Here is a 23,006-nt window from a genome sequence, read left to right as displayed (position 1 = left end):
CCCATTACTTATTAATCCGTTAGGAGGAATTATTCCATGAATGCCAAAAGACAAACAATATGGCTCGTTTCCATGCTGAGCCTGATGGTCGTACTGTCCGCTTATTACCTGTTTACCGAGGATGTCAGCAAGGTGGATGTCGCTTCCACGGCTCCTAAAGCGGACGAAGTCAAGATCGATCTCAGCCAGGTGTCTCCGGAGCAGGCCGTCGCCGATGCGGGTAAAGCTTCCGCAGACAAAGCGGCAGATGCGAAGGCGGACGGGACGAAGACGACAGCGGATGCCAAAACCGATGCGAAAACCGATGCGAAAACCGATGCGAAAACCGATGCGAAAACCGACACGAAAACCGATGCGAAAGCGGAGGCCAAGACAGGCGACGCCAAGGCGCAGGACTCCAAAACAGGCGCAACTGCCTCGAAGGACGGCAAAGATGCGGCGGCCGCTCCGGCTTCGGCAGAAGCCAAAATCAGCCAGCAGACGCAGGCCAGCAGCAAATCCGGCCGTGACTACCTGACGAAGCTTCAGCTCGACCGCCAGGACGCCCTCTCCAAGAAGACCGAAGAGCTGCTGACGCTCATCACCGATAAAAATCAATCCTCCGATGCGGTGAGCAAAGCACAGCAGGAGCTTCAGCAGATCGAAGACACGAACACCCGCGTGACGAATGTGGAGGACGTTCTCTCCAAAGACTATCCGAATGCGGTGCTGACCCAGGACGGGAGCAAGTGGAAAGTGACCGTACAATCGGATAAACTGGAGAAAAGCCAGGCGGTTTCCATCGTGGAAACGGTGATGAAAGAATTGAAGGTCGGACCCGAAATTTCGGTCCAGTACGTGAAATAAGCGGCCTTAAGAAAAGCCCGTCCGGCCGCATAAACCGCATATTAATCAAGAGTGGAAAGAGTCCGGACAAACTGGACTCTTTCCATTTCTTACGGTTGTGATATAATACATACGTCGTATTACGGCATCGGTTCACCATTTTTGAAGGAGTGACATGGATGTTCAAGCTGAGCGAAATTAAAGAATTAATGAAACTAATGGACCAGACGTCCCTGCAGGAACTCGAAATTGAAAACGAAGGTTCGCGTCTGACGATACGCAAACCTAACAAAACCGAGTCCGTAGTCGTTACGGCGGCTCCCGTGCAGCAAGCGTACGTGCCTGCCATTGCTCAAGCGGTACCCGGAAGCGCTCCCGCACAAGTGGCAGCAGAAGCTCCGAAAGCGGATCAACAGAAGGAATCGGATTCTACCTTACATAAAATCGTATCGCCTATGGTAGGTACATTCTACCAGGCTTCCTCTCCGGGATCTGACCCGTTTGTTTCGAAAGGTTCGAACGTGAGCGAGAAATCGGTCGTCTGCATTGTGGAAGCCATGAAGCTGATGAATGAGATCGAAGCGGAAGTGAAAGGCGAAATCGTTGAAATCCTGGTCGAGAACGGCCAACTTGTCGAGTACGGCCAGCCTCTGTTCTTGGTGAAGCCGGAGTAATTGAACGGAGGGAACAAAATGGGTTTTCAGAAAGTCTTAATTGCAAACCGCGGTGAAATTGCCGTGCGGATTATTCGCGCCTGCCGTGAACTTGGCATTCAGACGATTGCCGTTTATTCGGAAGCGGACCGGGACGCTCTTCACGTCCGTCTTGCCGATGAAGCGTACTGCATCGGACCTACGCCTTCCAAAGACAGCTATTTGAATTTTACAAATATCATGAGCGTGGCCACGCTTACGGATACGGACGCCATTCACCCGGGTTACGGGTTTCTGGCGGAGAATGCGGATTTCGCGGAAATCTGCGAAAGCTGTAACATCACGTTTATCGGCCCTTCCCCGGAAGCCATTACCAAAATGGGGGACAAGGCAGTCGCGAAGCAGACGATGAAGGACGCGGGCGTTCCCGTTATTCCCGGCTCCGACGGACTGATCGAGGACCTCGACGACGCCATTTCCCTAGGCCGTGACATCGGCTACCCGCTGATTATCAAAGCGACGGCCGGCGGCGGAGGCAAAGGCATCCGGATCGCCGAGAGCGAGGATATGCTGATCCAGCATATTATGACGGCCCAGCAGGAGGCTCAGCTGAACTTCGGCAACTCCGGCGTTTACCTGGAGAAGTACCTTACGGGCATGAAACACGTCGAAATTCAGATCATTGCGGACAAGCACGGCAACGCGGTCCATCTGGGCGAACGCGACTGCTCGGTGCAGCGCCGCCGCCAGAAGCTCGTCGAAGAAGCGCCTTGCCCGACCTTGACGCCGGAAATCCGTCAGGCGATGGGGGAAGCGGCCGTTCGCGCAGCGAAGGCCGTCAACTATTCCGGCGCGGGCACGCTCGAATTTTTGCTGGGACCGGACGGGAACTTCTATTTCATGGAAATGAATACCCGTATCCAGGTCGAGCATCCGGTCACTGAATTCGTAACGGGCGTCGACCTGATCAAGGAAATGATCCGCGTCGCCGAAGGCAACCCTCTTCCGTTTACGCAGGAAGATATTCAGATCAACGGCTGGTCGATCGAATGCCGGATTAACGCGGAAGATCCCGAGCGCAACTTTATGCCGTCGCCGGGACGCATTAACTTCTACCTGCCTCCGGGCGGTATAGGCGTCCGCGTGGACAGCGCGGCTTACCCGGGTTATGTGATTCCTCCGCATTACGATTCCATGATCGCCAAGCTGATCGTATGGGGAGCGACCCGCGAGGAAGCCGTGAACCGGATGAAGCGTGCTTTGGCTGAGTTCGAAGTCGATGGCGTCCATACGACGATTCCTTTTCATTTGAAGCTTTTGAATCATCGCAAATTCCTGAGCGGAGATTTCGATATTAAATTCCTGGAAGAGCACGACGTGAACGACCCGGAATCCTAAGCGGGATTCATTGTCATAAAAATTCCGGAATGGTATAGTATTAAATTAGTGGGCTTATCCCAAACGTGCAGGAGGTGTGCATAGGATGACGATAATTGCAGCGGATTATGAAAAGACAGATATGGGCACCATTCAGATCGCTCCGGAAGTTATAGAAGTGATTGCGGGACTTGCTACCGTCGAGGTTGAAGGCGTGGCCGGCATGAGCGGAGGTTTTGTCAACGGCATTACCGAGCTTCTCGGACGCAAAAACTTTGCCAAAGGCATCAAGGTGAACGTCGGTCAGCGCGAGGCGGCGATCGATGTGTCTATCGTGATGGAATTCGGACACCGGATTCCCGAAGTGGCCGGCAAGATCCAGCAGAACGTGAAATTGGCAATCGAATCGATGACAGGGCTGAGTGTCGTGGAAGTAAACGTTCACATTCACGACGTCCAATTCAAGACGGCCGAGAAGCCGGTTGAAGAAGATTCAGCCGCACTGCGCGTAAAATAATAAATAGCAGCGGCTACACATTGACCCCCAACCGCTAAGGACGGGGGTTCCTCACTTATTTCGGAAGGAGCCATTTGCTGTGGTCAAACTATTGGACAGACTCCTGTTATTTCTATTCAGCCTCGCGATCATGTTCCTATCCGCCATCGCCGTACTCACAGCTTTTCAGCTCATTCCGATGAGATCGACCGATTATTTTCTCCAGGATGTATTTGACAGCGGTTTTACCGTATCCAAGGCATGGGTGATCGGTGCCGGAATCGTCATTTTTCTGATCAGCATCCGCTTTTTTTACATATCCGTACGCAGAAGCCGCACGCAAGCGCCGTCTATCGACCAGCGCAGTGAGTACGGGGACATCCGGATTTCGGTGGAAACGGTGGAGAATCTGGCGTTGAAAGCGGCCGGAAGAAGCCGCGGAGTTCGCGATCTGCGTGCCCGTGTGAAGGTGAGCGAAGCCGGACTTGAGATCGGCATCCGTACCGTAGTGGACGGGGAATCCTCCATTCCGGAACTTACGGAGGAAATACAATCCGCGATCAAGAATCACGTGGAAGAGATTACGGGAATCCCGGTCTCCGGCGTATCCGTCTATGTGGCGAATATCGTGCAGAATACCCCAACGTTTAAAAGCCGGGTAGAATAGAGGTGGGTCCTCTCATGTGGAGAAAATTGTGGCAGGAACACCCCGGAACGATAACCGGCGGAGGAGCCGGACTTGTTCTGGGCCTGGTCTATCTGTTTTTCGGCTTCTGGAATATGCTGATCTTTGCATTTATCGTGTTCCTGGGGTATTATATCGGCAAAAAAGTAGATCGGGGAGAAGATCTTTTGCTCCCGTTCCAGAACCTTTGGCAATTTCTTACGCAAAAATGGAGAATGTTTCGCTGAAATCCTGGGTTCATCCTTGGATTTTTTTGTTTGGGTTGGATTTAAAATGACGTATACTAGACGTAGACGAACGAACTAGCGGTTTAAGATGTGGGAGGCATACAATGAGGCGTAGAGTAGCCAGAGAAATAGCTTTGCAGAGCTTGTATCAGATCGATATGAACGGGGTCTCGGCGGCGGAAGCGGTGAACGTTGCCGTACATGAAGCGGAGAACGATAACGAAGCCCAGGTGGATCATAAGGAAAAAATCATGCCAGAGTATATCCGTGAACTCGTGGACGGCACGTTAAACAACCGGGACCGGATCGACCAGCTTCTGGCCGGTTATCTGAAAGGCTGGAAAATGGACAGGCTGTCCCGCGTAGACCGTGAAGTGCTGCGCTTGGCCGCATTCGAAATGCTGTTTCAGGAAGATGTTCCGCCAAAGGTTGTCGTTAACGAGGCCATTGATCTGGCGAAGCATTTCGGTACGGACGATTCCGGTAAATTCGTAAACGGCGTACTCGGCAAAATGATTAAAGACGTAGATACGCTGAGGGAACATATCCGCAGCGGCAAAGAGTAGTGAAACGGGCGCATGGTTGTCGGGACTTATGAGAAGTCGTCCGGACAGCTTTGCGCTATCTGCTTATTGCGGGATACAATAAGGAAACAACACGCACGACAGGTAAACAAAGAAAACCATTAACGGATAACTAGGGAGGAGAACCGTCATGGCAGCAGAAGTGATTAACGGCAAAGAAATCGTCCGTTCCATCCGGGAAGAAATCAAACAGGAAGTCGAGGAACTTTCCGCCCGGGGCACGACCCCCGGACTCGTGGTGATTATCGTAGGTGATGACCAGGCTTCCCATGTCTATGTCAATAACAAGGAAAAAGCTTGCGCCCAGGTCGGCATCCAGTCTCATGTGCACCGTCTTCCGGCAGACACTATCCAGGAAGAGCTTGTCAAGCTGATCCATGAGTATAACCGGAATCCGGAGTTCCACGGTATTCTTGTACAGTCTCCGCTTCCCGGCCACATCAACGAGGAGCAGGTTGTGGACGAGATAACTCCGGAGAAAGACGTGGATTGTTTCCACCCGGTTAACGTGGGCAATCTGATGATCGGCAAAGAAGGCATGCTTCCTTGTACGCCGGCCGGCGTCATGGAAGTTTTGAAAAAAATCGGAGTATCCCCGGCAGGCAAACACGCCGTCGTCGTCGGAAGAAGCAACATCGTCGGCAAACCGATGGCGATGCTGCTGCTCCGCGAGCATGCGACGGTTACGATCTGCCACTCCCGCACGCCGAATCTTCAGGATATTACACGCCAGGCGGACATTCTGGTTGCCGCGGTAGGCAAAGCCGGCGTGATCGAGGACCGGCACGTGAAACCGGGTGCGGTCGTGATTGACGTCGGGATGAACCGGAACGCCGAAGGCAAGCTTTGCGGGGATGTCGATTTCGATGCCGTTAAAGAAATCGCGGGTTACATCACACCGGTTCCGGGATGTGTAGGTCCGATGACCATTACGATGCTGCTCAAGAATACGCTGAGCTCGGCCCGCCGCGCGTCCAATACGGGTACAGAAGCGGGCGTGTAACGCATGAGCGAGCGCGCCGTATTATCCATTAAGGATCTCAACCGCTATATCAAAATGAAGCTGGAAGGCGACAACCGTCTCCAGGACGTTTGGGTGCGCGGGGAGATTTCCAACTTTACGCATCATTCCAGCGGTCATATGTATTTTACACTGAAAGATAAAGACAGCCGCCTCAAAAGCATTATGTTCGCGTCGTACAACCAGCGGCTTCCGTTCCGTCCGAAGGAAGGTACGATGGTGATCGCCCGGGGGAACGTTTCCGTCTACGAACGGGACGGGCAGTACCAGTTCTACGTGACGCAGATGCAGCCCGACGGAATCGGCGGCTTGTACCTCGCGTTCGAGCAGCTCAAACAGAAGCTCGATAGCGAGGGCTTGTTCCGCACCGAGCGGAAGAAGCCGATTCCCCGGATGCCGAAAGCCGTCGGCGTGATTACTTCGCCGACTGGAGCCGCCGTCCGGGACATCATCATCACCCTGCAGCGGCGGTTCCCGAATGTGCCGATTCTGCTGCATCCGGTGCTGGTGCAGGGCGCTCAGGCAGCCCCGTCCATCGTCCGCGCGATCGAGACGATGAACAACCTCGGTGAAGTCGACGTGCTGATCGTCGGCCGCGGAGGGGGATCGCTGGAGGAGCTGTGGGCGTTCAACGAAGAAATCGTTGCCCGCAGCATCTTCGCCTCCGCGATCCCCATCATCTCGGCCGTCGGCCACGAGACCGACTTCACCATCGCGGACTTCGTCGCCGATCTCAGGGCGGCGACGCCTACGGCCGCGGCGGAGCTGGCGGTGCCTCACCATCTGGAGCTGAAGCAGCAGATGGCTCATCTCGGCCAGCGCCTGCACCGCGGCCTGCTGCAGCAGCTGCAGCGCCGTCAGGACCGGCTGGAGCGGCTCCGCCGCTCGCCTTACCTGACGAATCCGCACCGGCAGCTTCTGCAGCATCCGGCCCAGCGGCTGGACCGGCTGGGCGAGCAGCTTTCTTTCCGCATGCGTCAGCTTGTCGGCCGGGCCGGCGACCGCCGCATGCGTCTGGAACGCACCCTGTCGGGCTTCAACCCGCAGGAGCAGGTACGCTACGCCCGCAAACGCGTCGAAGGCGCGGAGCGGGCGCTGACGCTGGCGATGCAGGGCGTCGCCAGGGGACGCAGGCAGCAGCTCGTATCCACGCTGCGCCACCTGGATGCGCTCAGCCCGCTTAAAGTGATGCAGCGCGGATACAGCCTTGTTTACGACGAGAAAGAAAAACGCGTATTAAATTCAATCGAGCAGGTTCAGATCGGCGACATGGTCCGAGTTCAGTTGACCGACGGACGGCTCGATTGCCACGTCTGGGCGATGGAGGAGAAAACAAATGGGGAACGAAAGTAATCAGGAAGAAACCGCCATCAGCTTTGAGGAAGCGATGGACAAGCTGGAGGGAATCGTTGCGAAGCTGGAGAGCGGGGATGTCCCTCTCGAGCAGGCGATCGAGCTGTACCAGGAGGGCATGAAGCTGTCTCACCTGTGCGGCCAAAAGCTTGAAACGGTGGAGAAGAAGATCGAAATGCTCGTAGAAAGCGAAGCCGGCCTCTCGAAGAAGCCGTTCGGAGCCAATATGATCGAGGACAAAGGGGAATCCCGTTGAACACAGACATGAACATCCAAGAATATATCGCTTCCTATGCGAAAGAAGTCGAGGGAGAGCTTCAGGAGCTGTTCCCCCGGCTTTGGGACATTCCGGATGTGCTGCGGCAGTCCGCCCAGTATTCGATCGATGCGGGAGGCAAGCGGCTTAGGCCGATTCTCGTTCTTGCAGCGGCGGAAGCGCTGGGGGGACGGAAGGAAGCCGCTATGCCGGTAGCCTGCGCCATTGAAATGGTGCATACGTACTCGCTGATCCACGATGATTTGCCTGCTATGGATAATGATGACTACCGGAGGGGCAAACTAACCAACCATAAAGTTTACGGAGAAGCGATGGCCATCCTTGCGGGTGACGCTCTGTTGACCCAGGCGTTTTACAGCGCATCACAGGCGCGCCGGCACGGTGTTCCGGCCGAACAGGTTCTGAACATCGTCGAGGAACTCGCCGAATATTCCGGAGCCCGGGGAATGGTGGGCGGGCAAGTGGCCGATATGAAGGGCGAGCAGGGCATTACGGAGCTTAGCGGCCTGGAATATATCCATCAGCACAAAACGAGCGATCTCATCATGTTCTCTCTCCGCGCGGGCGGAAGGGTTGCGGGCGCGGACGACAAGCAGCTTGAAGCGCTTACGGACTTCGGCCGCTCGATCGGGCTGGCGTTCCAGATCCAGGACGATATTCTGGATGTGACCGGCACGCAGGAGAAGCTGGGCAAAGCCGTAGGCAGCGACGAGAAGCAGCACAAGGTGACTTATCCTTTTTTCATCGGGATGGAGGAATCGGAGCGGCGGGTCGCGCAGCTGACGGACGAAGCCAAAACGGCCATCGCAGGCGGGGTTCTGCCGAAACCGCAAAGGCTGCTGGAGCTGGCCGATTACCTGATGAAGCGTGACCGCTGAAATTATGGTATAATGGTGAAATCAATTACACGAACACATGAACGTATTTCATAAATTTTGCTAATTTTCACCTTTGGAAAGCGAGGAAATTAATGTGCTGCTCGATCATATTAACCAGCCAGAGGATTTAAAGAGGTTGTCTACGGCGGAGCTTGAACAGCTGGCAGAGGAAATTCGGCAATTTCTCGTTGAAAAGCTGTCTGCTTCCGGCGGGCACCTCTCCTCCAATCTGGGCATAGTGGAGCTGACCATCGCGCTGCATACGCTGTACGACAGCCCCCGGGACAAATTTATTTTCGACGTGGGGCATCAGGCGTACGTGCACAAAATTTTAACCGGGCGTAAAGACCGTTTCGATACCCTGCGCAAGTACAAGGGGATGTGCGGCTTCATCAAGCGGGCGGAAAGCGATCACGATGTATGGGAAGCGGGACACAGCAGCACCTCGCTATCGGCTGCGATGGGGATGGCCATGGCCCGGGATCTGAAAGGCGAAGACTTCCGTGTTTTTGCCGTGATCGGCGACGGAGCCATGACGGGCGGTATGGCGCTTGAAGCGATGAACCATATCGGCCATGAGAAGAAGAATCTGACCGTTATTCTGAACGACAACGAGATGTCTATTGCCCCGAACGTGGGCGCGATCCACAATTATTTGAGCAAGATCCGGTCCGACAAGCACTACCGCAAAGCGAAAGAAGAAGTCGAAAGTCTCCTTAAGAAAATCCCGGCTATCGGAGGGACTCTGGCCAAGACGGCGGAGAAAGTCAAGGATAGCCTGAAATATTTGCTTGTTTCCGGTGTCTGGTTCGAGGAACTCGGGTTCAACTACATCGGTCCGGTTGACGGTCATAATCTGCCTCTGCTGCTTGAAACGTTGAAGCAGTCGGAGAAAGTGGAGGGCCCTGTGCTCATCCACGTCATTACGACCAAGGGCAAAGGGTACTCCCCCGCCGAGATGGATTCCCATAAATGGCACGGGGCCAGCCCGTACAAGATCGAGTCCGGCCAGTTTCTTAAAGCCGTGGGGAATCCCATGTACACCGAAGTATTCGGCAATACGCTTATTGAGTTTGCCGAGAAAGACGAGCGCGTAGTGGCGGTCACGCCGGCCATGCCGGGAGGATCGGGGCTGATGAATTTCGCCGCCCGCTTCCCTGAGCGCATGATTGATGTAGGCATCGCCGAACAGCATGCCGCTACATTATGTGCAGGCATGGCGGCGGAAGGGATGAAACCGGTATTTGCGGTTTACTCGACTTTCCTCCAGCGTGCCTACGACCAGGTCGTGCATGATATTTGCCGTCCCAAGCTGAATGTCATGTTTGCCATTGACCGTGCTGGTTTCGTAGGGCCCGACGGGGAAACGCATCAGGGCGTATACGATATCTCCTTCCTGCGCAGCTTGCCGAATATGGTGCTCATGATGCCCAAAGACGAGAATGAACTCCGCCGCATGATGCGGACGGGGATTGACTATAACGAAGGGCCGATCGCCGTCCGTTATGCCCGAATCAACGGGCTAGGCGTCCCGATGGATGAGAATCCGCAGCCGATTCCGATCGGCACCTGGGAAACGCTGACCGAAGGGGAAACGATGGCGGTTCTGGCCGTCGGCCCGATGAACCAGGTTGCTCTGGAAGCCGCGGATATGCTGAGAAAAGAAGGCATCAACCTGCGCGTTATCAACGCCCGGTTTATCAAACCGATGGATGAGGCCATGCTTCTCCAGCTTGCCAAAGAGCACATGCCGATCATCACTATGGAAGAAGGATCGGAACAAGGCGGCTTCGGCAGCGCGGTGCTCGAATTTTATGCGAAACAGGGCATCGAAGGCATGCGTGTCCGCACGATGGGCGTGCCGGATTACTTTGTGGAACACGGTTCCATCAAAGAACAGCGCCAAGAAGTCGGCTTAACCGCCGAGCACCTGATTACGCAGGTGCACACGCTGCTGCCGCGCAAACGCCAGCGTTCCGCCGGCCTGAACGCCTAACGCGGCAAAAGAAACCCGAAGGGCAGGGCCTGGTTTGGCGTCGCATGACGAGGTCAACCACGGGAACCAGCTTACACGTGCCGGCGGCAGCCGGCCCAAACGACGAACGATAACAGGAGCTTATGGAATGGCGACAGATAAAGAACGAATTGATGTACTGCTCGTCGAACAAGGCTATTTTGAAAGCAGAGAAAAAGCCAAGGCCGCCATTATGGCTGGCCTTGTTTTTGCTGATGAGGAGCCTGTCGATAAGGCGGGAATGAAAATTAGCCGCGCGGCCGCCTTAAAAGTAAAGGGTGCGGTGCATCCTTACGTAAGCCGCGGAGGTTTAAAACTGGAAAAAGCGTTGAAACAATTTAACATCGACGTAAAAAACGCGGTTATGCTCGATATCGGGGCTTCTACCGGCGGTTTTACCGACTGCGCGCTTCAGAACGGGGCCTCGTATGTATACGCGATCGATGTAGGATATAACCAGCTTGACTGGTCGCTTCGTCAGGATGAGCGCGTCCAGGTTATGGAACGCACGAATTTCCGTTACTTGACGCCGGAGGAATTGACCGGTCCGCCCCCGTCTTTTGCCACGATCGATGTATCTTTCATTTCCCTGAAAATCATTCTGCCTCCGCTGAAAACGATGCTGGGTGTAAAAGGGGAGACGGTTGCCCTCATCAAGCCTCAATTCGAAGCGGGACGCGAGAAAGTCGGCAAATCCGGAGTGATCCGGGATTCCGAAGTGCATAAGGACGTATTGGAAAGTGTCCTCGGATTCGCGAAGGAGATCGGTTTTTACTTAAAAGGACTTACGTTTTCCCCGATTACCGGCGGCGAAGGAAACATTGAATTTCTTGCGTACTGGACCTGCAACCCCGAAGATACGGAAAAGCTGGAGGAACCTCTTCAATCCCTGATCGACCGCGTCGTTCCGGAGGCCAAGGCCATGTTCGCCAAACCGGAAACCCGGTATTGACGGTAGGGCGGTTTTAACAGAAAGCCAGGTTTTCCGCAAGTAAACACAGGAAAACACTTGGAAAAAGACGTCACAACCAAAAGGAATCCCCGCCTCGCTTAGCGAATAGGTACGTCGAGGTGATCCGGTATGCAGCACGGGGATACGCTTATCCTAATTTTGCTCTTAGGACTTCTCGCAGCATGGGCCGGCATAAGTTTCCGAAAGTGGCTGTATGAGCCTTACGCTGATTCCTTCCAACCTAACCGCATTACGGACTATAACGAAGTCCCGGAAGACGATGATGTCGTCGAACTTCTGATCGGTGCCGGGTTTGACGTGGTGGGCGGGAAAACCAAAATCCCGATTTCGATGACCCTGAATCAGAAGGAAGAGCTGTACAGCCGCCTGTTTATCGACTATTTTGCTGAAAAAGAGGACAATCTGTATCTCGTCAAGGTGGCGCGCGAACGCAAGCCGCTCGAGATGACAGGAAGCGCTATCCGCGACATGCTGCTGGTGTACTCGCTCCTCGTGCCGGAAGCGGCCGGGGTGCTTTACGTGGACATGAACGGACGCAAGATCAAACAAATTACGTTTCACATTGAGGTGTTCGAATGAAAGGGCAACGCCACGTTAAAATCCGGGAAATCATTACGGGCCAAGAGATCGAAACTCAGGACGAGCTGGTGGAATCGCTGCGCACCGCGGGTTTCAACGTGACTCAGGCGACGGTTTCCAGGGATATCAAAGAACTGCATCTGATCAAGGTCCCGCTTGATGACGGAAGATATAAATATTCGATGCCGGCTGATCAGCGCTACAATCCGATGCAGCGGCTCAAACGGGCGCTAAGCGATCATTTTATCAACATCGATTTTACCGAAAATCTGGTTGTCATGAAGTGTATGCCCGGAACGGCAAATACGATTTGCGCTTTGATCGATAATTTGGAATGGACTGAAATCATGGGGACGATATGCGGGGATGACACGATTCTGATCATCTGCCGGACGAAGGATGTCAGCCAGAAAGTCGTGAATCAGATTATGTCGCTGATCTGACTCGGTCATGCAGCGAATTCAGGGGAGGACCTATGCTCACAGAACTGTCTATCCGCAATTTGGCGGTTATCGAATACGTTCACATCGGATTTAAATCCGGCTTTCATGTTCTGACGGGTGAGACAGGCGCCGGTAAATCCATCATTATCGACGCGCTGAGCCTGATTGTCGGCGGCCGGGGTTCCTCCGAATTGGTCCGCTACGGCAGCGAGAAAGCCGAGATCGAGGCTGTTTTCGAAATCGGCGAAGGACACCCCGTATGGACGACGCTTGCCCAGCTCGGCATCGAAGCCGAGGGGGAGGAGCAGCTGCTTATCCGCCGCGAAGTCACGGCAGGCGGCAAAAGCTCCAGCCGGATCAACGGCCAGCTCGTTAATTTGACGATGCTGCGCGAAGTCGGCGGCTGGCTCGTCAATATTCACGGCCAGCATGAGCATCAGTCTCTTCTCAAATCGGACGAACACATCCACTGGCTGGATGCTTACGGAGATAAAGAGGTGGGTCCCAACCTGGCGGCATACCGCGAATCGTACGACCGCTACACGAAGCTCCGCAAAGAGCTGAGGGCGCTCCAGGAAACGAGCAAGCAGTCCTTGCAGATGATCGACCTGTACCGTTTCCAGGTGGATGAAATCGCCGCGGCTTCCTTGAAGGAGGGCGAAGACGTCACGCTGGCGGAGGAGAAAAGCAAGCTGGCGAACGCCGAGAAGCTGTATTCGAGCGTGGCGGCCTCCTACGATACGCTGTACGGAGCGAGCAACGGGCTGGAAGCCATAGGCAAGTCCATCGCCCGCATCCAGGACGTGGCGGCAATTGACAGCGCGGGAATCGCTCCTCTGCTGGAGCAGATGCAAAGCGCGTTTTACCAGCTTGAAGATGCCGCTTACCAGCTTAGGGATTACCGCGACGACATTGAATTCAATCCGGAGCGGCTGGACGAAATCGAGCTGCGCCTCGATATGATCGCTTCGCTGCGCCGTAAATACGGCGACACGATTGCGGAGATTTTGGCGTACAGCGAGAAAGTGAGCGGAGAACTCGCCACGATCGAGAACAAGGATGAGATAATACAGAAGCTGCAGGAGAAGCTCGACCGTGAAATCGTCCAGCTCACGAAAGCGGCCCGGAAGCTGTCCGATTCCCGCAAAAAAATCGCGGACCGTCTGGCCGGTGAAATCGAAACGGAGCTCCGCGACCTCCATATGGAGCGCACGCAGTTCCGCGTCCAGGTGTCGCATACCCCGGTTCCCGCCGGTGGCGGAGGGCTGGAGATTGGCGACCAGCCCGTTAAATTCACCCGGGACGGAATCGATCTTGTCGAGTTCCTGATGGCGCCGAACCCCGGAGAGCCGCTCCGCGGACTCAGCAAAATCGCATCGGGCGGGGAGCTTTCCCGGATTATGCTCGCCATGAAGAGTATTTTCGCCCGGCTGGACCAGATTCCCGTACTCGTCTTCGACGAAGTGGATACGGGTGTCAGCGGACGCGCGGCTCAGGCGATTGCCGAGAAGCTTTCGCTGCTTTCGCGAAGCTGCCAGGTCTTTAGCATTACGCATTTACCGCAGGTGGCATGCATGGCCGACGTACATTTTTACATTCATAAAGAAGTACAGGGCGAACGCACGTTTACCCGCGTGACCGATCTGGACCGCCGCGGACGTATCGAAGAGCTGGCACGGATGCTCGGAGGCGTCGAAGTGACGGAAACGACCCTTCATCACGCTCAAGAAATGCTTGCTTTGGCGGATGAAAAAAAGTCAAGGAACTAACTGAGGTCTCTAGAAGCATTTGCAGTTATAAAACGAATGGAGGGAGGATACCTTAAGGGTACGCATTTGACGAGGGTTCGTCAGGGCAAGAAAGCAGAAGGAGGGTGTCTTGTGAAATCGAATCGTCGTAGAAGATTCATTGGTCTCCTGCTCGTTTTCTTTGTTTGTATCCTAAGTGTATCCGCCCCTTTCCAAAGCTTCGCCTCCTTCCCCGATGAGCTCCGGCTTTTTAGCGGGCAAGCCAAAGAACTCAGGCTTTCCATGCCGGTCAACGCCATGCTTACGGTGGAAGACCCCGAAATAGTCAAGGTTAACGGGAACTCCCGGCACTCATTTCAAGTTAATTTGAAAGATCCGATTTCCCTCCAGTCCAACCAGCAGGGCTACACCGAGATGAAACTGAAGCTGTTCGGAGCCATTCCTCTCAAGACCGTTAAGGTCAATGTCGTGCCGGACCTGAAAGTCCTTCCCGGCGGGCAAACCATTGGCGTCAAAATCAAGTCAGCCGGCATTCTGGTTGTAGGCCATCATCTGGTCGCCGTGACCGAGAAGCAGAAGATCTCGCCGGGGGAAGAAGCGAAGGTGCAGGTCGGTGATTTGATTGTTGCGATCAACGGTAGTCCCTCTGCGGACGTGTCCAAGGTATCCGGTCTCGTCAATAAAGCCGGTCAAAGCAAGAAGCCGCTGGAACTGACGGTTCAAAGAGGTCAACAGCGCTTCGAACTGAAGCTGAAGCCCGCTTATGACGTCGTGGATAAGTCGTACCGGCTCGGCCTGTACATTCGCGATTCCGCGGCCGGAGTGGGCACTCTGACCTTCTACGCGCCCGAGCAGAACGTTTACGGTGCCTTGGGTCATGTGATTACCGATATGGACACGCAGACCCCGATTGTGGTCGGCAGCGGCGAGGTCGTTCACTCCAACGTGACGTCGATTGCCAAAAGCCAGAACGGCGAGCCCGGCGAGAAGCATGCGCAAATTTTCCGGGACAGCAAGGTGATCGGGACGATTGAGAAAAATACTCCGTTCGGCATTTTCGGCAAAATGGAACAAGCTCCTGAGTATAGTTTATCCCGAACGCCGATTCCGGTCGCATTCGCGGAAGAGGTAAAAGAAGGACCGGCTCAAATTTATACGGTCGTGAGCGGACAGAAAGTGGAGAAGTTCGATATCGAGGTTGTGCATGTAGCCAAGCAGGGAAACCCCGCAACCAAGGGGATGGTCATCAAAGTAACCGATAAGCGGCTGCTTGAGAAGACCGGCGGTATCGTACAGGGGATGAGCGGGAGCCCGATTATCCAGAACGGCAAAATGATCGGAGCGGTCACCCACGTATTCGTGAACGATCCGTCCAGCGGGTACGGCTGCTTTATCGAATGGATGCTCCAGGATGCAGGCATTCTGCTCCGGCCCGAATCAGATGCGAAAGGACTGAAGGCGAGCTAGCCTTTGGTTCTTTTTTTTGCAAACGATTTGTCGAAAAATGTTGAAATACCCAAATAAAACTCTATTATAAAATAACGGCTCACAAAAATAAAGAAAATAATTTTTCGACAGAAGGAATTTGATTTGGCGTGTCGAAATGATAAAACAAGGAATTAGAAAACCCTCGATTTTTTTACAAATAAAGGAGGCTTTCAAGTTGCAAAAGATTCAAGTTTTGTTAGCGGACGACAACCGAGAGTTTACACATTTACTTTCCGAATTTATCAGTGAACAGGAAGATATGGAGATTGCAGGCATCGCTTATAACGGAAACGAAGTGCTCCGTTTTATGGAATCGCAGAAGGATGTGCCTGATATTCTCATTTTGGATATTATCATGCCTCATCTGGACGGCCTGGGTGTACTCGAGAAGCTTCGCGAAATGAACTTAAATCCGGCTCCGCGGATCATTATGCTCACGGCCTTCGGCCAGGAGAATATTACGCAGAAAGCCGTGCAGCTTGGCGCCTCCTATTATATTTTGAAGCCGTTTGACATGGAGGTTCTCACGAACCGCATCCGTCAACTGGTGGGCAACCAGCCGGCTATCACGTCAACCAGTTCCATTAAAGCGAATGTCGTTCAGATGCCGAAAAGCAAAAATTTGGACGCTAACATTACGACAATCATACATGAAATCGGCGTTCCTGCGCATATTAAAGGATATCAATATCTGCGCGAAGCGATCACGATGGTGTACAACAACATCGAAATTCTCGGCGCCATCACCAAGACGCTGTACCCCGCCATTGCGGAAAAATATAAAACTACCCCGAGCCGCGTCGAACGCGCCATCCGTCACGCGATTGAAGTCGCCTGGACGCGCGGCAACATCGACAGCATTTCGTTTATTTTCGGCTACACCGTGAATATTAGCAAATCGAAGCCGACGAATAGCGAATTCATCGCGATGGTGGCGGATAAGCTGCGGATTGAGCATAAGGTGAGCTGAAAGTAAGGGTGACGTGGGTTTGATGATGCTGGATTACGCTTCCATCCAGTATATAAAAACCTATAAACTTGTTTTGAAGCCGATAAACTTTTCACATCTCGCCCGATAAATCATTTTGATTTATCGGGCTTTTGTGTTTGTTCGCGAGATGGGGGAAAGCGGTATGAAAATGACGGATTTGGAATTTTACGTAGAGGATTTTCTGACGTTCTGTCAGAACAAGAACTTGTCGAGAAAGACGATCTTATCTTATGACCAGACATTAAAGTTGTTTCTGGCATATTTGAAGAATGAACATGGCGTTGAGAAGATAACGGAGGTTCGTACGGGTCATATTCGTCAGTACGTTGCCTATGTGCAGGAGCGGGGAAAATATACCGTAGTCAATCGGGAGTCGTCGAAACTCGTTAATTTTCCTGAGAACCGTACAGACTATAAGAAGCCGATCTCGACGATCACTGTGAATAACTACATCCGAAACATCAAGGTGTTATTCAACTGGCTCCAACAGGAAGGGGAGTTAGTCAAGAACCCCGTTGACAATATTTCACTCATCAAGACAGTCAGAAGGCAGAAGAAAGGAATCAATCAGGACGAATTCAACAAGCTGCTTGAACAATTCGATTACACCACATTCCACGGGTATAGGAATAAAATTATCGTCTTGCTATTGCAGGATACCGGCATGAGAATCGGGGAATGTCTTGAACTAGGCGTTGACGCCATTGATTTCAAGCACAAGATGATCTTGCTTACGAAGACGAAAGGGAATAAGGAGCGTTACGTATACTTCTCTAACGTAATGGGTCGTGAATTGAAGCAGTATCTAAAGCACCGAGATCGTTATACGGAGACGAGTTTGTTGTTTCCGACAACGAAAGGTACGACACTTAGCGTTCAATCGTTCGAGAAGCAATTGCGTGATGCCGGGCGAAATGCTGGCGTTGAAGTCCATCCCCATCAGATTAGGAACAACTTTGCAAGGCAGTATCTGCTCAATGGCGGCGATTTCTATACGTTATCCCGCATATTAGGTCATAGTTCCGTTACCGTTACGGAGCAAGCGTATATGGATTTGACGCGGGAAGAAATCGCGAAGAAGTATCAGAATCATAGTCCGCTTGGCCGCTGGAAAATTCAAGGATAATTTATACGACAACGCGTCCCGACCATTCTTGGTTCGGGCTTTTTTTTTATACAGCCGTTACTTTCGGCCTTTTCCAGACAGATAGATTCACGCCAAGGAACGAGCCGGACGTTCCCGCGGCGATTATATCGTGACTTAGCATTTATTTTTTGCTAACCGTTACTTTTGCTCATGACGGAACAGAAACATCAATGCAAGGTGAGACGCCTTGACAATATGAACCCAAATGGAGGAATACACAATGATGAACCTGAACGACTTTTTCCTTGCCGAAGGAAGCGATGCTAGAAAGGCCGCTGTATCTACGCGAAGGCGACTCACTGGTTGTTACAAAGCTAGACAGACTGGCACGCAGCACGTTTGATCTGCATCGAATCGCCAAGTCGTTAGAAGAACGCGGCATACATCTGGTCATTCTAAAACAGCAGATCGACACGTCCACGCCAGCCGGTAAATTGATGTTCACGATGCTAGGAGCCGTTGCAGAGTTCGAGAAGGACTTAATCAACGAACGGACTGCGGAAGGCCGTGCTAGGGCGAAGGCCAAGGGTACACATATGGGACGCAAAGGACAGGACGAGAAACAGGTTAAAAAGGCGTTATCGCTGTACGCGGCACGGGACGAGAATGGTCTAAGCGTCAATGAAATATCGAACATGACAGGCGTTCCACGTTCGACGATCTATGCGAAGATTAAGGAGCAGTAAACTATTCGAATTGACGTTAACGGACGAACTGGCGAACGGTTCGTCTGTTTTTGTAAGTCTAAGCTGCTCCCTGCCACCCCTTTGCAAGAGCGACCCCACTTTGTATTTGCCTATACGCCTAGTGATTGACGCACATGGACGCCTATTTCCGAACCTAGACGGTAACTGATCGCCGCGAGACGGTACCATCCGACTAGCCGACTATATGCTCCCCTGTTCCGTCCAGATCGCTTTCATTATAGCCTTCCATAGAAAATTTTTCGTGGTTGATTTCAGAACCTCGGGGGTAAACGTTTTTCCGCTAGAACGTTTCATAGTCATGGGTGTCCGTTTTGTGAAGCTGAATCTTGGATACTAGCTGTCATCGTTGGGGATATACGGTCACAGGTGTCGGTTTACTGCTTTACTGACCGATTTTATTAGGCATCTGTACTGTACTTACTCGTTACGAATCCTCGATATACAGAATACAATGTTATTGTCGAGCTCGTGGATTACCCTCCACACGTACCCATTCACATAATGGAACCGTCAATTGGCGGGGCGGTTCCCGTGTGCTACATACTCCTCTTGCAATAACGTAAAAAGACGACTGCCCTATGATGGGACAATCGTCCTGTTGCTATTACGATGGACGTGTAAATACCAGAACGTCGCGGCTGCTTGCCAGAAGCTTGAAACCATGAGTCAGCAAACAACGTTCGGCGGCTCTTACTCGTTTGCCTACTGCCAAGAAGCCCTGACACGGCTTAGCACTACCGATAACGCGGAATTCTTGTATCCTTCTTACACCAGCAACAACTACAAATTCGATCACTACTACGTCTGTTGCAATTTTAGCCATATCTACCACCTCAATTTCTACAAAGGATAATCCAGTAGATGTGAAGTGTTATTTTATTGTGTCGGCGATTCGATACAACTGCACAGCAAAACTAAAAGTTACGCTGTTGCTGAGGTTCTTTCGTCTTTGATTAATCCAGTTTCATTCAATAGGTAACGTAATATCTTCATCTGGTACTCTACCCGAATAGCTTTAGGCATACTGGTACTCGTCTCCACTGTAATGGAGTTTGATTTTAGTAAGCGGTACGCAGCGGTTCGGCCCGAACCTGGTAAGTGACGTATGCGAATTGAAAATTGCCTTGATTTCTGAGCGATGGAACGGTTCAAATGATTTACAATTCGTTTTACTAATGGTATTGCCTCACTTCTGGGGTTCGTAAGCAATGTTTGTCCTAGAACACTAGGGTCTATTTTTGAAAAACCCCTAGCTTCATGCAGATCAATGTACCACTCAGGCTGAAATTGCTTAGCTAGCCGAAATAGTTCTGACGCTAGCGGGTGACGTGCTGCAACGTTAGGTTTACATGGAAAAGTCCGATTCAAATCAGGAATGCCTCTAAAACGCCGTTTATAAGCAATCTGATTGACGATTGGAACAATAATCAGTGTGCCTTTGTCGATATGGTGAACGTTCTTCTGTAGTAAATCCACAAGTTTTTTAGCCGCGAGTACATTTGCTGTTTCATCTCCATGAACTCCCGCCGTAATCATCACTGTTTTCCCCGCTGTATTACCTTTGATAATGTAATATGGCGTTTCGAACTTTGTGCCTTTTGCTAATTGATGCTTCGTTATTTGCATATGCAGTAGTCACCTCCAAAATATAGTGACTAATGTACGCACCAATCAGGCCATATGCAACGTGGGCATTAGCACAAGCAGCCACTACAAAAAGCACATACTCTTATACGAATGATAATTTTCGACAGGGAGTTGGCTGTTAATGGGCGGACTAATAACTAAAAATAACGTAAGTAAATCTTTACAAACCAATGAGCTACTTAGCGGAAATGTTCCTGAGACAAAGATATATAGCGAGTCGATGCTGAAAACAATGTTGAATAAGTACAGCATGGTATACGTGAAACCAAACAGGGGAACTGGTGGCAAGGGCATATTTCGAGTAGAAAAGTTAGGGGCAGGTTCATATAAGTACCAAATAAATACAATGACTAAGACGTTTGAGTCATTTGACAGCATGGCAAAATCCATCAATATTAAAACAAAAAGTGAAAAATATGCGATTCAGCACGGAATCCATTTAATGAAACATAAAAACCGTCTTTTTGACCTGAGAATTATGGTTCAGAAAAACCCAAACGGCAAATGGGAAACCACCGGTGTAATCGGTCGTTTAGGTCATCCAAAGAAGATTGTGACTAATGTCTGCAAAGGTGGCAGTTCCAAGCCAATTGAGGTTCTACTTAAAGATCATGTGACGAACATTCCAGAGTATAAGAAATGGTTGGAAAATTTGGGGTATCGAGCAGCTAAGCAATTAAACAAAACATTCCCCAGAATTAAGGAATTAGGTTTAGATGTTGGCATTGACTGTAAATTACATCCGTGGATACTTGAAGCTAATCCTCAACCCGCGATTTATGGCTTTAAGACATTAAAGGATAAGAGCATATACCAGAAGATTTGTCGGTATCAAAAAGCGTATGGTCGACAGTAAGCATTCACAATTCTGGATAGCAAGTCGGTAATTAAGGCTGGTGGAAACGTGAAAATTTTGATGCTGGTTTCGCGGTTAGATATTGGAGGAACCGAGAAATACATTCAATCTATTTCTCGATATTTAATAACAAAAGGATTTCGAGTTGGCGTTGTTACTAATGGAGGGGCACTTGTAAATTCGTTTAAAAAAACAGGGATTACGAGATTATACACGCCCATGATTCAATGTCATTTCGTCATGCAGCAATACTACAGCGTGACCGGTTCCTAATCAGTTGGAGCCACGACATTAATGCCGCTCGTCCAATTAGCGGTCATCGTGATGACTATCCTTTCGTAAAACAACGTAGCCCCCATTGTAGAGTTTATAGGCTTACGTATTGCCTCGCTTAGAAATGCATTATATAATCTCCATAGACCAACAAACAACGGTCACTAAACCTACAAACACTCGTCGAGATGGATGGGTTTATACGATCAAAACAGGCCAAAACGTCGCGGCAACATCGACAGCATCAGCCACCTGTTCGGCTACACGATCAACATCGCGAAGTCGAAGCCGACGAATAGCGAATTCATCGCGATGGTAACAGATAAGCTGCGGATTGAGCACAAGGTCAGTTAAGAGGGCTAGAAGCGAATCAGTAATTCTAAGCCGTTAAAATTCTTTGCAGCCTACCAACCAATACCGTTATTTATTGGGTTTGCAAAAATCCAATGAAGGGCGGTATTTTTTTGATGACAAATCTCAAAAAGCAATTTCAAATGGAGGAAGTAAAGAAAGTTTAATCAGGTCATATGAATCCTGTTAAATTGCAAAAGATGCCATCCTAAGGTAAAAAATAGACATAATAAAGTCAAAATCGTTCACGATAGAGCAAAAAAATGAACTATGACGCTGCTAAATAGTTCTCTATGATTATTGAGAGGAATTTTTTTCTTGTAAATTCAGAATGAGAGAGGAGCAAAGTGGAATGACTTCGATGAGCAAAAGAATCTCTGTATTTCTGTTTTTTTGCTTCATGATGCAGGCGCTTTCATTTGGGACGGCAGTCCATGCAAGCGAGCTGCAGCCGGATTTGGTTTCAAATGGGGGATTTGAAAGTGTAAAGTCTGGGGCAGGAAAGTGGGAAGCCGGAGTTGAACCCGCTGGTTGGGGATTATGGCTAGCAAGCGGAACAGGAAAGGCCTCTGTGACCAAGGATGTTTACCATACAGGGACTCAAGCGGTCCAGCTTGAACATGCGGCACTGAGCAGAACGGGTCTTTCTCAAGATTTACCGATTACGGGTGGACAAACGTATAAACTGAGTGTTTGGGTAAAAACGAAGGATGTCAATTCGGGCATCGGCGTATTTGTTAGAACGCAGTTATTTAAAAGCATCAAAGGTCTTGACGGGAAAACGCAAGATGACAAGATAGGGTCCGGACCCTCGACGGAAGAATTAACGGGAACCCAGGACTGGATGAAGCGGGAAGTCATCATATCCACTCCAGAGGAAGCGAAATATATCCGGCTGGAACCGTTTTTCGAAACAGGGACAGGCACGGTGTGGTTTGATGATATTTCTTTAGTCAAATGGAACAGCGTGACGGGCCTGGCGCTGGATCAAACGAACGTAACGCTGGAAAAGTTGCAAACTGCCGTCTTAACGGCCAAGGTGACGCCTGAAAATGTAAGCGGTTTATCGCTCCAGTGGCGGGTAGATAACAAAGATGTTGTGCAGGTGGAGGCTCAAGGTTCTCTTGCTGTTTTGACAGCTTTGAAGCCGGGGAAGGCGATCGTAACGGTGATGACAGATGACGGTGCTTTTGCGGCTACAAGTGAAATTACAGTAAAAGAAGCAAGCATCCCAGGTGATCTTACGAACGATGGAAAAATAACCGTCGGTGATTTAGCCATGGCGGCCGCACATTTCGGTAAAGATACAAGCAGCCCGGATTGGGATACGGTAAAGGCTGCTGATGTGAATGGAGACCATAAAATCGATCGTAGTGACCTGATGTGGTTCACGGAACGGATTTTTCCATAAGT

23 protein-coding genes and 2 pseudogenes are annotated in these 23,006 nt (G+C 51.2%); 23 read left to right on the top strand and 2 right to left on the bottom strand.

Going from position 1 to position 23,006, the window contains the following annotated elements:
- Positions 1-36 precede the first annotated feature (36 nt).
- The 20 genes and pseudogenes from PCH01S_RS09360 to PCH01S_RS09265 all read left to right on the top strand — a co-directional run.
- The gene (locus tag PCH01S_RS09360; protein WP_042228636.1) at positions 37-846 is read left to right on the top strand and encodes a SpoIIIAH-like family protein; all 810 of its coding nucleotides are present in this window, start codon (positions 37-39) and stop codon (positions 844-846) included.
- A gap of 158 nt (positions 847-1,004) precedes the next feature.
- Complete coding sequence (accB, locus tag PCH01S_RS09355) at positions 1,005-1,499, top strand: acetyl-CoA carboxylase biotin carboxyl carrier protein (protein WP_042228634.1); 495 nt, start codon at positions 1,005-1,007, stop codon at positions 1,497-1,499.
- 18 nt (positions 1,500-1,517) lie between these two features.
- The gene (gene accC, locus PCH01S_RS09350; RefSeq protein WP_042228633.1) at positions 1,518-2,876 is read left to right on the top strand and encodes an acetyl-CoA carboxylase biotin carboxylase subunit; all 1,359 of its coding nucleotides are present in this window, start codon (positions 1,518-1,520) and stop codon (positions 2,874-2,876) included.
- 85 nt (positions 2,877-2,961) lie between these two features.
- Positions 2,962-3,372: an Asp23/Gls24 family envelope stress response protein gene (locus PCH01S_RS09345; RefSeq protein ID WP_042228632.1), complete on the top strand. Its 411-nt coding sequence runs from the start codon at positions 2,962-2,964 to the stop codon at positions 3,370-3,372.
- Between the two features lie 79 nt (positions 3,373-3,451).
- Positions 3,452-4,018: an alkaline shock response membrane anchor protein AmaP gene (amaP, locus tag PCH01S_RS09340; RefSeq protein ID WP_042228630.1), complete on the top strand. Its 567-nt coding sequence runs from the start codon at positions 3,452-3,454 to the stop codon at positions 4,016-4,018.
- A gap of 14 nt (positions 4,019-4,032) precedes the next feature.
- Positions 4,033-4,263, top strand: a complete 231-nt coding sequence (locus tag PCH01S_RS09335) for a DUF2273 domain-containing protein (RefSeq protein ID WP_042228629.1) — start codon at positions 4,033-4,035, stop codon at positions 4,261-4,263.
- Between the two features lie 104 nt (positions 4,264-4,367).
- Complete coding sequence (nusB, locus tag PCH01S_RS09330; protein ID WP_042228627.1) at positions 4,368-4,829, top strand: transcription antitermination factor NusB; 462 nt, start codon at positions 4,368-4,370, stop codon at positions 4,827-4,829.
- A gap of 148 nt (positions 4,830-4,977) precedes the next feature.
- Positions 4,978-5,850, top strand: a complete 873-nt coding sequence (gene folD, locus PCH01S_RS09325; protein WP_042228626.1) for a bifunctional methylenetetrahydrofolate dehydrogenase/methenyltetrahydrofolate cyclohydrolase FolD — start codon at positions 4,978-4,980, stop codon at positions 5,848-5,850.
- Between the two features lie 3 nt (positions 5,851-5,853).
- A complete protein-coding gene (gene xseA, locus PCH01S_RS09320; protein WP_042228625.1) occupies positions 5,854-7,221 on the top strand; it encodes an exodeoxyribonuclease VII large subunit in 1,368 nt (455 codons plus the stop codon).
- The gene (gene xseB / locus PCH01S_RS09315) at positions 7,205-7,477 is read left to right on the top strand and encodes an exodeoxyribonuclease VII small subunit (protein WP_042228624.1); all 273 of its coding nucleotides are present in this window, start codon (positions 7,205-7,207) and stop codon (positions 7,475-7,477) included. Before xseA ends, xseB begins: the two co-directional genes overlap by 17 nt.
- A gap of 8 nt (positions 7,478-7,485) precedes the next feature.
- A complete protein-coding gene (locus PCH01S_RS09310; protein WP_241688889.1) occupies positions 7,486-8,376 on the top strand; it encodes a polyprenyl synthetase family protein in 891 nt (296 codons plus the stop codon).
- Positions 8,377-8,470: 94 nt separating this feature from the next.
- Complete coding sequence (gene dxs / locus PCH01S_RS09305; protein WP_042228622.1) at positions 8,471-10,372, top strand: 1-deoxy-D-xylulose-5-phosphate synthase; 1,902 nt, start codon at positions 8,471-8,473, stop codon at positions 10,370-10,372.
- A gap of 127 nt (positions 10,373-10,499) precedes the next feature.
- Positions 10,500-11,342 carry a TlyA family RNA methyltransferase gene (locus tag PCH01S_RS09300; protein ID WP_042228621.1) on the top strand — a complete coding sequence of 281 codons (843 nt, stop codon included), beginning with the start codon at positions 10,500-10,502 and terminating at the stop codon, positions 11,340-11,342.
- A gap of 129 nt (positions 11,343-11,471) precedes the next feature.
- Positions 11,472-11,942, top strand: a complete 471-nt coding sequence (locus tag PCH01S_RS09295; protein ID WP_042228620.1) for a hypothetical protein — start codon at positions 11,472-11,474, stop codon at positions 11,940-11,942.
- Entirely contained in the window at positions 11,939-12,385 is a 447-nt protein-coding gene (gene ahrC / locus PCH01S_RS09290) for a transcriptional regulator AhrC/ArgR (RefSeq protein WP_042228619.1), read from the top strand. The genes PCH01S_RS09295 and ahrC overlap by 4 nt, the downstream gene beginning before the upstream one ends.
- Before the next feature lie 32 nt (positions 12,386-12,417).
- Complete coding sequence (recN, locus tag PCH01S_RS09285; protein WP_042228618.1) at positions 12,418-14,154, top strand: DNA repair protein RecN; 1,737 nt, start codon at positions 12,418-12,420, stop codon at positions 14,152-14,154.
- Positions 14,155-14,265: 111 nt separating this feature from the next.
- Entirely contained in the window at positions 14,266-15,600 is a 1,335-nt protein-coding gene (gene spoIVB / locus PCH01S_RS09280; protein ID WP_042228617.1) for a SpoIVB peptidase, read from the top strand.
- Positions 15,601-15,796: 196 nt separating this feature from the next.
- On the top strand, positions 15,797-16,591 hold the full coding sequence (gene spo0A / locus PCH01S_RS09275; RefSeq protein ID WP_042228616.1) for a sporulation transcription factor Spo0A: 795 nt from the start codon (positions 15,797-15,799) through the stop codon (positions 16,589-16,591).
- A gap of 163 nt (positions 16,592-16,754) precedes the next feature.
- On the top strand, positions 16,755-17,738 hold the full coding sequence (locus tag PCH01S_RS09270; protein WP_042228615.1) for a tyrosine-type recombinase/integrase: 984 nt from the start codon (positions 16,755-16,757) through the stop codon (positions 17,736-17,738).
- Between the two features lie 299 nt (positions 17,739-18,037).
- Positions 18,038-18,445: pseudogene (locus PCH01S_RS09265) on the top strand (recombinase family protein); the annotation flags it as partial.
- Positions 18,446-19,070: 625 nt separating this feature from the next.
- Here the strand turns inward: PCH01S_RS09265 and PCH01S_RS30345 are convergent.
- A complete protein-coding gene (locus PCH01S_RS30345) occupies positions 19,071-19,289 on the bottom strand; it encodes a hypothetical protein (RefSeq protein ID WP_129112473.1) in 219 nt (72 codons plus the stop codon).
- Positions 19,290-19,387: 98 nt separating this feature from the next.
- Positions 19,388-20,092 carry a M14 family metallopeptidase gene (locus tag PCH01S_RS09260; RefSeq protein WP_042228614.1) on the bottom strand — a complete coding sequence of 235 codons (705 nt, stop codon included), beginning with the start codon at positions 20,090-20,092 and terminating at the stop codon, positions 19,388-19,390.
- Positions 20,093-20,234: 142 nt separating this feature from the next.
- On the opposite strand from PCH01S_RS09260, the gene PCH01S_RS09255 reads away from it, so the two are divergent.
- From PCH01S_RS09255 to PCH01S_RS09250, 3 genes and pseudogenes are all read left to right on the top strand, one after another.
- Positions 20,235-20,969: a YheC/YheD family protein gene (locus PCH01S_RS09255; protein ID WP_053228683.1), complete on the top strand. Its 735-nt coding sequence runs from the start codon at positions 20,235-20,237 to the stop codon at positions 20,967-20,969.
- A 498-nt stretch (positions 20,970-21,467) separates the two neighbouring features.
- Positions 21,468-21,596: pseudogene (locus PCH01S_RS29685) on the top strand (sporulation initiation factor Spo0A C-terminal domain-containing protein); the annotation flags it as partial.
- Between the two features lie 349 nt (positions 21,597-21,945).
- A complete protein-coding gene (locus PCH01S_RS09250) occupies positions 21,946-23,004 on the top strand; it encodes an Ig-like domain-containing protein (protein ID WP_042228613.1) in 1,059 nt (352 codons plus the stop codon).
- Positions 23,005-23,006 lie beyond the last annotated feature (2 nt).

The sequence above is a fragment of the Paenibacillus chitinolyticus NBRC 15660 genome (assembly GCF_000739915.1).
GTDB lineage: Bacteria > Bacillota > Bacilli > Paenibacillales > NBRC-103111 > Paenibacillus_F > Paenibacillus_F chitinolyticus.
The sequence above is the reverse complement of the archived record's forward strand: the minus strand, read 5'-3'. Positions and strand labels throughout refer to the sequence as shown.